The organism is Paraburkholderia sp. RL17-337-BIB-A, from assembly GCF_046025895.1.
GTDB classification, from domain to species: domain Bacteria; phylum Pseudomonadota; class Gammaproteobacteria; order Burkholderiales; family Burkholderiaceae; genus Paraburkholderia; species Paraburkholderia fungorum_C.
The window spans coordinates 261,338-273,320 of the sequence record NZ_JARESY010000001.1; the positions used below are offsets into that span (position 1 = coordinate 261,338).

Below are 11,983 nucleotides of genomic sequence, written 5' to 3' on the forward strand. Positions count from 1 at the left end.
GCCAGTTCGTTATTTCGCGCTAGCGCAGCGCGCTTACCCCAACTTGCCTGGCGCAGCCCTAGCGCAGCCGCGCCGCGAACAACGCGCCCGCGATCAGCGCAACGCCGCCCACGATCGCCACCGTCTGCCACGGATTCTCATGCACGTAATCGTCAGCATCGGCGATCGCGACTTCGGCGCGTTCGCGAACGGCTTCGCGGGTGTCGTTCAAACGGGCACGCGCGGCGTCGAGTTGCTTACGCAATTTGCCGCGCAGCGCAACGGCGTCTGCCTGGGTGCCGTCCGCCAGAGTGGATTCCAATTCCGACATCAAGTTGCGCAGTTCGTCTGCGATATCTTCGGCCGCATGGCGGCTATGGCGAGCGATACGCCGCGCACGGCGGCTGGTGCTGGTCCAGGATTCGCCGAGGGCGTCTCGCGTGTTCGGAAGTGCTGTCATGGTCGCTCCGTCGATGAGGATGAAGGGTCCCGCGCTGTCACGCAGACACGCGTTGTCACGCAGGAAACACCATGGGAACGCAACTTCGGTGCCAAACCCGCAACCCCTGTACACCGTGGCGCCGCCCCACATTCCTCAGCAGATATTGCACAAGCCAGCTGGAAGACGGGTGAAATTTACAAATGCTGCCGCAAGCGTGCTGAAGTAGGCTCCGCACGCCGCAAACCGTCATGCCACGCGCGCCAATCAAAAAAACGCCGTCATTGAATGCATGACGGCGTTGTCCAAGCCACGAAAATTCGACTACCCTAACTTAACGGCCCCAATTTCGTGACGCGTTAGAAACGGTAACCGATGTTGACGTAGCTAACGATCGGGTTCAGCTTGATCTTGGTTTGCGATTGCACAGTCAGCGTACCGGCCGGGGTGTTGGCGGAGGTGTTCAGTTTGGCAGTCGTGCTGAGCGGGAGGTACGAGATCGAGACGCCCGCGAACCAGTGCTGGTTGAACGCATAGGTGAAACCCGCATTAAACACCGGCTCCCACGAACTATCCGTAGACACGCTGGTCGGACCATGCAGAACACTTGCCTCGAACGCGCCATTGGTGATCTTTTCGTCGGTGAACCAGATGCGGCTCACACCAACGCCGAGATATGGACGGAACGTAGCGGTCGGGGCGTTGAAGTAGTACTTGAACAGCAGAGTCGGGCTCCACTGTTTCGCCTCACCGAGCTTGCCGAATTGTTCGAGGTTGCCCGTGCCGTTCAGGTCGAACGAAGGCGGGACGCCGATCACGAACTCGGTAGCGATGTGGTCTGTGATGAAGTAACCGGCAGTGAAGCCAAGCGTGTCAGCTGAACTGAGTGATGCACCGGTGTTGGCTTGGGGGAGGTTGGTCGGGCTGCCCCCTACGCTTGTCACTCTCAGCGGCTCGCTGCTCGATTGAGGCGCAAGATGGAACCAGCCTGACGTGACGTAAAAGCTTCCGGCCGATTGCGCGTGCGCTGCTGTTGTCATACAGGCTAGCGCCGCGATCCCCGTTACGGCCTGTTTTAATTTCATATGTGCTCCTCCAAAAAAGGCCCGCTCATTATGACTACAACGTTTGAAACAAACCATACGCGGCGGTTAGAGCTTTCTCCCTAGGCTCCGCGCGGTTTCTGGCTTAGCCGTGCTGCGCCGAACCCCGGGCGCGCGCGGTTCTTCGGACCTTCGGGTATGTACCAACGCGACTATTGGATACTCCAGCATGGCACGGCTTGCACGTCTTTATGTCCCTGACCAGCCGCAACACGTCATTCTCCGCGGACTCGATCAGCAACCCGCATTCGTCGACGACCAGGACTACGAGCTTTTCATCGACTGTTTGAAAGCGGCTTCACGCGACCATCATCTGTCCATCCACGCGTATGCGTTGATGCCGGGCTCGGTGCAACTGCTCGTCACGCCGACCGAGGAGTCGAGCCTGCCGAAGGCGATGCAGGCCGTAGGGCGCCGCTACGTAGCGCATTTCAACCGGCGTTACGCGCGCCGCGGCACGCTGTGGGAGGGCCGCTATCGCGCCACCGTGATCGAAGGCGAGCGCTATTTCCTGCTGGCAAGCCGCGTTGTCGAGATGTCGCCGGTGCGCGCGGGGCTGGTGAGCGCGCCCGAGGACTATCGCTGGTCGAGCTACCGCCATCACATCGGCCTGACACTCGACAGCCTGATTACCGACCACCCGTTGTACTGGTCGCTCGGCAACACGCCGTTCGAACGGCAGCGCGCTTACCGCGAACTGTGCGAGCAGCCGCTCGACGAACGTGAAGCCAGTCAGCTTCAGCAGGCCACCCTGAAAGGCTGGGTTCTGGGCAGCGATACCTACCGCGAATGGGCCGCGCGGGCCGCTAACCGGCGCGTATCGCCGCTGCCACGCGGGCGGCCGCGCAAGGTGCGCGAAACGCCCCAGACACAATAAAGCGTTTCAAATCAAGCGGCTTCACCCCGAACGGCATTTTCGAATGCCGTTTTCTTTTGCACTTTTATGATGTGGCACCAATAAAAAACGACCGCAATGCACCAACTTGATAATTAGGGATCAACCATCACGTTTTATTTGCTATTCCATTGATTCGTCGCGTATATTCCGAATTCCGGCGCTTTTTGATATGCGTAACATCACGCGTACTGAGCTCGCCGACGTGGTTGCGGTGCGAACTGCGGCAATAGAAAAACGGTTTAACGGCCTGTCCGGCCCCTCACAGACGGTGTCCCCATGAACGACCCCCAGCAACCCGCTCACCCGGTTCCCGCCGCGCAAGGCCTGTACGACCCGCAAAACGAACATGACGCCTGTGGCGTCGGCTTCGTTGCCCATATCAAGGGCAAGAAAAGCCACGAGATCATCGAGCAAGGCCTGAAGATTCTCGAGAACCTCGACCACCGGGGCGCCGTCGGCGCCGACCCGCTGATGGGCGACGGTGCCGGCATCCTGATCCAGATTCCGGACGGTTTCTATCGTGAGGAAATGGCCAAGCAGGGCGTCGTGTTGCCGCCGCACGGCGAATACGGCGTCGGCATGGTCTTCCTGCCGAAGGAACACGCTTCGCGTCTCGCCTGCGAACAGGAACTGGAACGCACGGTGAAGGCCGAAGGCCAGGTCGTGCTGGGCTGGCGCGATGTGCCGGTCGACCACACCATGCCGATTTCGCCCACCGTCAAGGCGAGCGAGCCGCTGATCCGCCAGATCTTCATCGGCCGCGGCAAGGACATCATGGTGACCGACGCGCTCGAGCGGAAGCTGTACATCATCCGCAAGACCGCCAGCCACCGCATCCAGGCGCTCAAGCTCAAGCACGGCAAGGAATACTTCGTGCCGTCCTGCTCGGCGCGCACGGTCGTCTACAAAGGCCTGTTGCTGGCCGGTCAGGTCGGCGTGTATTACCGCGACCTGCAGGACGAGCGCACCGTGTCGGCGCTGGCGCTGGTGCACCAACGCTTCTCGACCAACACGTTCCCGGCGTGGGAACTGGCTCACCCGTACCGCATGATCGCCCACAACGGCGAAATCAACACGGTGAAGGGCAACGTCAACTGGCTGAACGCCCGTACCGGCGCGATTGCGTCGCACGTGCTCGGCGACGATCTGCCCAAGCTGTGGCCGCTGATCTATCCGGGCCAATCGGACACCGCCTCGTTCGACAACTGTCTCGAACTGCTGGTGATGGCCGGCTATCCGCTCGTCCACGCCATGATGATGATGATCCCGGAAGCCTGGGAACAGCACACGCTGATGGACGACAATCGCCGCGCGTTCTACGAATACCACGCCGCGATGATGGAGCCGTGGGACGGCCCCGCCGCGATCGCCTTCACCGACGGCCGTCAGATCGGCGCGACGCTCGACCGTAACGGCCTGCGTCCGGCGCGCTACATCGTCACTGATGACGACCTCGTCATCATGGCGTCGGAGGCGGGCACGTTGCCGATTCCGGAATCGAAGATCGTCAAGAAGTGGCGTCTGCAGCCGGGCAAGATGTTCCTGATCGACATGGAGCACGGCCGCATCATCGACGACAAGGAACTGAAGGACAACCTCGCGAACGCCAAGCCGTACAAGAGCTGGATCGACGCCGTGCGGATCAAGCTCGACGAAATCGAGCCGAAGGCCGAAGACGTCTTGACGGAACGCCGTGAACCCGCTGCCTTGCTGGATCGCCAGCAGGCGTTCGGCTACACCCAGGAAGACCTCAAGTTCCTGATGGCGCCGATGGCGCAAGCCGGTGAAGAAGCCGTCGGTTCGATGGGCAACGACTCGCCGCTGGCGGTCATGTCCAACAAGAACAAGACGCTCTATCACTACTTCAAGCAGCTGTTCGCGCAAGTCACGAACCCGCCGATCGACCCGATCCGTGAAAACATGGTGATGTCGCTGGTGTCGTTCGTCGGTCCGAAGCCGAACCTGCTCGACACGAACAACATCAACCCGCCGATGCGTCTCGAAGTATCGCAGCCGGTGCTCGACTTCAAGGACATCGCGAAGATCCGCGCGATCGATCAGTACACGGGCGGCAAGTTCAGCTCGTATGAACTGAACATCTGCTATCCGGTGGCGTGGGGCAAGGAAGGCATCGAAGCGCGCCTGGCCTCGCTGTGCGCGGAAGCCGTCGATGCGGTCAAGTCCGGCTACAACATGCTGATCGTGTCGGACCGCAAGACCGACCGCGACAACGTCGCGATTCCGGCATTGCTGGCCACCGCCGCCATCCACACGCATCTCGTCCAGCACGGTCTGCGCACGAGCGCGGGCCTGGTCGTGGAAACCGGCTCGGCGCGTGAAACGCACCACTTCGCGTTGCTCGCGGGCTACGGCGCGGAAGCCGTGCACCCGTACCTCGCGATGGAAACGCTCGGCCAGCTCGCAGCGGGCCTGAAGGGTGACCTGTCGCCGGAAAAGGCGGTCTACAACTTCACCAAGGCAGTCGGCAAGGGCCTGCAGAAGGTCATGTCGAAGATGGGCATTTCGACCTACATGTCCTACACCGGCGCGCAGATTTTCGAAGCGGTCGGTCTGGCTGAAGATCTGGTGCAGAAGTACTTCAAGGGCACCTCGTCGAAGGTTAGCGGGATCGGCCTGTTCGACGTCGCGGAAGAAGCGATCCGTCTGCACCGTGATGCGTTCGGCGACAACCCGGTGCTTGCGAACATGCTCGACGCGGGCGGCGAGTACGCGTACCGCGTGCGCGGCGAAGAACATATGTGGACGCCGGATGCGATCGCCAAGCTGCAACACTCGGCGCGCAGCAACTCGTATCAGACGTACAAGGAATACGCGCATCTGATCAACGATCAGACCAAGCGCCACATGACGTTCCGCGGCCTGTTCGAATTCAAGTTCGATCCGACCAGGGCGATCCCGCTCGACGAAGTGGAATCGGCGAAGGACATCGTCAAGCGTTTCGCCACCGGCGCGATGTCGCTGGGCTCGATCTCGACCGAAGCCCACGCCACGCTGGCTGTTGCGATGAACCGCATCGGCGGCAAGTCGAACACCGGCGAAGGCGGCGAGGACGTGAACCGTTATCGCAACGAACTGCGCGGCATTCCGATCAAGAACGGCGACACGATGAAGTCGGTGATCGGCGATGAAGTGATCGTCGACATTCCGCTGAAGGACGGCGATTCGCTGCGCTCGAAGATCAAGCAGGTGGCGTCGGGCCGTTTCGGTGTGACGGCGGAATACCTCGCGTCGGCTGATCAGATCCAGATCAAGATGGCGCAAGGCGCGAAGCCGGGCGAAGGCGGTCAGTTGCCGGGCCACAAGGTGTCGGAATACATCGGCAAGCTGCGTTACTCGGTGCCGGGCGTGGGTCTCATCTCGCCGCCGCCGCACCACGACATTTACTCGATCGAAGATCTGGCGCAGCTGATTCACGACCTGAAGAACGCCAACTCGGCGGCGAGCGTGTCGGTGAAGCTGGTGTCGGAATCGGGCGTCGGCACGGTGGCAGCGGGTGTTGCCAAGGCGAAGGCGGATCACGTCGTGATCGCCGGCACGGACGGTGGCACGGGCGCATCGCCACTGTCGTCGCTCAAGCATGCCGGCACGCCGTGGGAGCTGGGCCTGGCTGAAACGCAGCAAACGTTGGTGCTGAACCAGCTGCGCGGCCGTATCCGCGTGCAGGCCGACGGTCAGATGAAGACCGGCCGCGACGTCGTGATCGGCGCGCTGCTCGGCGCGGACGAATTCGGCTTCGCAACGGCGCCGCTCGTTGTCGAAGGCTGCATCATGATGCGCAAGTGCCACCTGAACACCTGCCCGGTCGGCGTCGCGACGCAAGATCCGGTGCTCCGTGCGAAGTTCCAGGGTCAGCCGGAACACGTCGTCAACTTCTTCTTCTTCGTTGCGGAAGAAGCGCGCGAAATCATGGCGCAACTGGGCATCCGCAAGTTCGACGACCTGATCGGCCATGCCGAGTTGCTCGACATGAAGAAGGGCATCGAACATTGGAAGGCGAAGGGTCTCGACTTCTCGCGCGTGTTCTATCAACCGCAAGTGCCGGCCGAAGTGGCACGCAAGCACGTCGGCGTGCAGGACCACGGTCTCGAGAAGGCACTGGATCACGTGCTGATCGAGAAAGCGAAGGCCGCGATCGAGAAGGGCGAGCACGTCTCGTTCATCCAGCCGGTGCGCAACGTGAACCGTACGGTCGGCGCCATGCTGTCCGGCACGATCGCGAAGAAATACGGCCACGACGGCCTGCCTGACGACACGATTCACATCCAGTTGAAGGGCACCGCGGGTCAGAGCTTCGGCGCCTTCCTCGCCAAGGGCATCACGCTGGATCTCGTCGGCGACGGTAACGACTACGTCGGCAAGGGGCTCTCGGGCGGCCGCATCATCATTCGTCCGACCAACGATTTCCGCGGCAAGTCGGAAGAGAACATCATCTGCGGCAACACGGTGATGTACGGCGCGATCGAAGGCGAAGCGTTCTTCCGCGGCGTCGCCGGCGAGCGTTTCTGCGTGCGTAACTCGGGTGCGACGGCGGTTGTCGAAGGCACGGGCGACCACGGTTGCGAATACATGACGGGCGGCACGGTAATCGTGCTCGGCGAAACGGGCCGTAACTTCGCGGCGGGTATGTCGGGCGGTATTGCCTACGTGTTCGATCCGGACAGCACGTTCGCGGGCAAGTGCAACAAGTCGATGGTCGCGCTCGATCCGGTCCTGCAACAGGCCGAACAGGAACGCACGGTCGACAAGAGCTTGTGGCACACCGGCACGACCGACGAAGCCCTGCTCAAGGGTCTCATCGAAAGTCACTTCCAGTTCACGGGTTCGCCGCGTGCAAAGGCGTTGCTCGAAAACTGGGATGCGTCGCGCCGTCAATTCGTGAAGGTGTTCCCGACCGAATACAAGCGCGCGCTGGGCGAGATGGCAGCGAAGAAGGCGAACAAGGAAGTACTCGCCGCTTAATCGCTCCACTGCTCACCAGCACAGAAGACGTCACATTTAGCCGTACCCGCCGCGCCTCACCGTTCAATCGGTCCGCGCGGCGGGTGAAGATCACCCACCTGATACAGATAGAGAAGAGAACCACATGGGCAAGGCAACCGGTTTTCTCGAGTTCGAGCGCCGCCACGAGGCGTACGAAGCTCCGCTCACGCGTGTGAAGCACTACAAGGAATTCGTCGCGGCCCTGACCGACGACGAAGCGAAGATTCAAGGCGCGCGTTGTATGGACTGCGGCATTCCGTTCTGCAACAACGGCTGCCCGGTGAACAACATCATTCCGGACTTCAACGACCTGGTGTTTCGTCAGGACTGGAAGAACGCGATTGAAGTGCTGCACTCCACCAACAACTTCCCCGAGTTCACGGGCCGCATCTGCCCGGCGCCGTGCGAAGCGGCATGTACGCTCGGCATTAACGACGACGCAGTCGGCATCAAGTCGATCGAACACGCGATCATCGACAAAGCGTGGGCGCAAGGTTGGGTCGCACCCCTGCCGCCGAAGCACAAGACCGGCAAGAAGGTCGCCGTGGTCGGATCAGGCCCCGCCGGTTTGGCCGTCGCGCAGCAACTCGCGCGCGCGGGGCACGATGTCACCGTGTTCGAAAAGAACGACCGCATTGGTGGTTTGCTGCGTTACGGCATTCCCGACTTCAAGCTGGAGAAGTGGTTGATCGACCGCCGCATGCGCCAGATGGAAGCCGAAGGCGTGACGTTCCGCGCCAACGTGTTCATCGGCCGGGCGGATTCGCTGCCGGAGTACATCGGCAATACCGCGAAGGAAACCATCACGCCGGCCGAACTGAAAGAACAGTTCGACGCGGTGGTGATTGCCGGCGGTTCGGAAACGCCACGCGATTTGCCGGTGCCCGGCCGTGAGCTGGAAGGCATCCACTACGCGATGGAATTCCTGCCGCAGCAGAACAAGGTCAACGCCGGCGACAAGGTCGCGAACCAGTTGCTCGCCAAGGGCAAGCATGTGGTCGTGATCGGTGGCGGCGATACGGGTTCAGACTGCGTCGGCACGTCGAATCGTCATGGCGCGAAGAGCGTTACGCAATTCGAGCTGCTGCCGCAACCGCCGGAAGAAGAGAACAAGCCTTTGGTTTGGCCGTACTGGCCGATCAAGTTGCGTACGTCGTCGTCGCATGATGAAGGCTGCGAGCGCGATTGGGCGGTGGCGACCAAACGTCTCGAAGGCAAGAACGGCAAGGTCGAGAAGCTGATCGCCGCGCGTGTCGAATGGAAGGACGGCAAGATGCAGGAAGTGCCGAACTCGGAATTCGAAATGAAGGCCGATCTGGTGTTGCTGGCCATGGGCTTCACGCAGCCGGTGTCGCCAGTGCTCGAGGCATTCGGTGTCGACAAGGACGCGCGTGGCAACGTGCGTGCCGCGACTGAAGGCGACAAGGCGTATTACACGTCGGTGGACAAGGTATTCACGGCGGGCGATATGCGTCGTGGCCAGTCGCTGGTGGTGTGGGCGATTCGCGAAGGCCGTCAGTGCGCACGTTCGGTCGACGCCTTCCTGATGGGGCATTCGGAACTGCCGCGCTAATGTCGTCTGTCGACCAGAGTTAGCGCTTTAGCGCTTACTCTGGTCCCATGCAACATCGTTGCTGCTGGTTTCCGCTTCAAGGCGTAGAACCCAGCTAATGCTTGCAGGACGAGGTGGGGACGACAAGGCGGTACATAAGCGGTACACCAAAGCGGTAAAAAACAAAGCCGGGCACCTGAGAGGGTGACCCGGCTTTTCCGTTCTGCGACACGCAGAGCGTCCCATCTATGCGTTGGGTCGCGAGTGACGTCCCGCGATAGGCAGCGCGGCTATTTCCGATACCGGTTCAACGTCAGCCCGTCCAGATCGATTTCCGGTTTGCGCTGCGTAATCAAATCCGCGACCACCCGGCCCGAACCCATCGACATCGCCCAACCCGTCGAGCCATGTCCGAGGTTCAGCCAAAGCTTGTCCACACCTGACGGACCAAGCAACGGCGCGCCATCGGGCGTCATCGGACGGCGGCCCACCCAGAAGTGCGCGGAGGTGGGATTGGCCGCGTGCGGAAACCAGTCGCCGAGGACTTTCATCAGCGTCTGCAACGCCTGTTCGCGTAACGTGGTCTGGCGATTGCCGAGTTCCGCCGTGCCCGCCACGCGCAGGTTGTTGCCGAAGCGCGTGATCGCCGTTTTCAGCGATTCGTCCATCAGCGCCGCGCGCGGGGCTTTTTCTTCATCGGTGACGGGCAGCGTCGCCGAATAGCCTTTGACCGGGTAGAGCGGTACCTTCACGCCGAGTGGCGCGAGCAGCGCCGCACTGTCGACGCCCAGCGCCACCACCACCGCATCCGCTTGCACCGTCTCGTTGCCACGCTCGCTTTCGATCCGCACGCCACGCACCGCATTGCGTTCTACATCGAGCCCCGCCACGCGAGTGTCGAAGCGAAACCGCACGCCATTGCGCTCGCAGATCGCACGCAGTTCGCGGGTGAAGCGGGCGCAATCGCCGGCTTCGTCGTCGGGGAGATAGAGACCCGAGAGCGGCGTCTGACGCGCCCAGCGCAAACCCGGTTCGATCTCGACGCATTGCGCCGCGCTCACTTCACGATGCACGATCCCCGCGTCGCGCAGAACAGCTAACGCCGGCTGCGCGAGTTCGACGTCGTACTCGCTGCGGAACAACTGCAGATAGCCCTGGCTGCGGCCATAGTCGAACGGATGACGGCCACGGAATTCGTGCAGACATTCCCGGCTGTAATAAGCGATGCGTTGCATGCGCTGCTTGTTGACGCGAAAGCGTTCGAGGTCGCATTCGCGCAGCCAGCGCGCGATCCAACGCCATTGAGCCGGATCGAAGGTCGGGCGGAAGATCAGCGGCGAGGCCGGCTTGAACAGATACTTGAGTATTTTCGTCGGCATGCCGGGCGCGGCCCACGGCGTCACATAGCCCGGCGCGATCACGCCGGCGTTGCCGAAACTGGTGGAGAGCGCGACGTCCGGCTCGCGCTCGATCACGGTGACGTCGCAACCTTGCTGGCGCAGATAAAACGCGGTGGCGACGCCAATCACGCCGCCTCCCAGAACAATCGTTTTCATGTGTGTGTACCGCAGTTTCAGGCGGTAGGGCGGGTCGCGCCGAGCACTTTGCCTTTGGTTTCCGGCAGACACACTGCGGCGACGATCACCAGCAGATAGCCCGAACCGGCAACAATACCCATCGCCTTAACAAGCGTCATGGTTTGCGACAGTGTACCCACCAGGATCGGAAAGAACGAGCCGAGACCGCGACCGAGGTTGTAGCAGAAGCCTTGCCCCGAGCCACGGATCGAATTCGGATAGAGCTCCGACAGATACGCGCCGACACCCGCGAAAATGCCTTGTACGACAATGCCGAGCGGAAAGCCGAGCGCGAGCATCATGCCGTCGGTGATCGGCAGCATGGTGTAGACCATGCCGAGCACGAACGAACCGATCGCAAACAGCACGAACGACGCGCGCCGACCGATCTTGTCGCACAGAATCGCGCCGACGATATAGCCCATGAACGAGCCGACAATCAGCACGATCAGATAGCCGCTCGTGTTGAAGACCGACAGATGGCGCACGGTTTTCAGATAGGTCGGCAGCCAGGTGGTGATGGCGTAGTAGCCGCCCAGCATGCCGGTGCAGAGCGCGCTGCCGAGCAAGGTGGTTTTCAGGTGGGCGCCAGAGAAGATCTGCAGGAAATGCGAGCTATCGAAGCCACTTTCCCGAGCGCGGCGCGTTTCGAGAAAAATGTCGGGATCGCTGACATTGCGGCGGATGTAGATGATCCACAGCGCGGGCAGCAGGCCGATCCAGAAGCAGGCGCGCCATGCGTACTGCTCCGGCAGCAGCGCGAAGAACGCCCAATAGATGATCGCCGCCGCGGCCCAGCCAAAGGACCAACTGCTCTGCACGGTGCCGACGGCTTTCGCGCGATGCTGAGGTGAACGGATGGTTTCAGCCATCATGATCGTCACCACCGACCATTCACCGCCGAAGCCGATGCCTTGCAGCGTGCGGGTGGTGAGCAGTTGCCAGAACGAGTGCGTGAAGCCGGACAGACAGGTGAAGATCGCGAAGGTGGCGATCGTCCACTGGAGAACACGGATTCGTCCGTAGCGGTCGGCGAGGATACCGGCGAGCCAGCCGCCGACCGCCGATGAAATCAGCGAACTGGTCGCGATCATGCCGGCTTCGCTTTTGGTCATGCCCCATGTCGCGATGAGCGTCGGAATGAGGAATGAGTAGATCATGAAATCGAAGGCGTCGACTGCGTAGCCGCCGAAGCCAGCATAAAGGGTGCGGCGTTCGCGCTGGGTCAGTTCGGTGAACCATTGGAGAGAGGGCATGTTTTTTTTGGGGTCTCCAAGTGTTTTTTTTGCCTTTCGGCGGCTTGATCGCGGGTTTTTGTATTCTAAGGGGACGAGGTGTTGTGCGGCCAGTGTGGTCAAAAATGGTGGCGACGTAAGAACTCCATTCCAGTTCCTTACGAACTACTACCGTGTAACCCAAAAACTATTGACCGTC

7 protein-coding genes are annotated in these 11,983 nt (G+C 61.4%); 3 read left to right on the top strand and 4 right to left on the bottom strand.

Features of this window, described 5'->3' with window-relative positions:
- Nucleotides 1-58 precede the first annotated feature (58 nt).
- Nucleotides 59-439 (bottom strand): ElaB/YgaM/YqjD family protein, encoded by a 381-nt coding sequence (locus P0D84_RS01255; protein ID WP_408331749.1) that lies wholly within the window; start codon nucleotides 437-439, stop codon nucleotides 59-61.
- 338 nt (nucleotides 440-777) lie between these two features.
- On the bottom strand, nucleotides 778-1,503 hold the full coding sequence (locus P0D84_RS01260) for an OmpW/AlkL family protein (protein ID WP_408331751.1): 726 nt from the start codon (nucleotides 1,501-1,503) through the stop codon (nucleotides 778-780).
- A gap of 187 nt (nucleotides 1,504-1,690) precedes the next feature.
- Between P0D84_RS01260 and P0D84_RS01265 the strand changes: the two genes are divergently transcribed.
- The 3 genes from P0D84_RS01265 (at nucleotide 1,691) to P0D84_RS01275 (ending at nucleotide 8,993) form a co-directional block, all read left to right on the top strand.
- Nucleotides 1,691-2,398 carry a transposase gene (locus P0D84_RS01265; protein ID WP_054036587.1) on the top strand — a complete coding sequence of 236 codons (708 nt, stop codon included), beginning with the start codon at nucleotides 1,691-1,693 and terminating at the stop codon, nucleotides 2,396-2,398.
- Between the two features lie 297 nt (nucleotides 2,399-2,695).
- Nucleotides 2,696-7,399, top strand: coding sequence for a glutamate synthase-related protein (locus P0D84_RS01270; RefSeq protein WP_408331753.1), 4,704 nt, complete (start codon nucleotides 2,696-2,698; stop codon nucleotides 7,397-7,399).
- Between the two features lie 124 nt (nucleotides 7,400-7,523).
- Nucleotides 7,524-8,993, top strand: coding sequence for a glutamate synthase subunit beta (locus tag P0D84_RS01275; protein ID WP_408331755.1), 1,470 nt, complete (start codon nucleotides 7,524-7,526; stop codon nucleotides 8,991-8,993).
- 269 nt (nucleotides 8,994-9,262) lie between these two features.
- Here P0D84_RS01275 and P0D84_RS01280 read toward each other — a convergent pair whose 3' ends face one another.
- Nucleotides 9,263-10,543 carry a D-amino acid dehydrogenase gene (locus P0D84_RS01280; protein WP_408339600.1) on the bottom strand — a complete coding sequence of 427 codons (1,281 nt, stop codon included), beginning with the start codon at nucleotides 10,541-10,543 and terminating at the stop codon, nucleotides 9,263-9,265.
- 2 nt (nucleotides 10,544-10,545) lie between these two features.
- Complete coding sequence (locus P0D84_RS01285) at nucleotides 10,546-11,805, bottom strand: MFS transporter (protein ID WP_408331757.1); 1,260 nt, start codon at nucleotides 11,803-11,805, stop codon at nucleotides 10,546-10,548.
- Nucleotides 11,806-11,983: the final 178 nt, after the last annotated feature.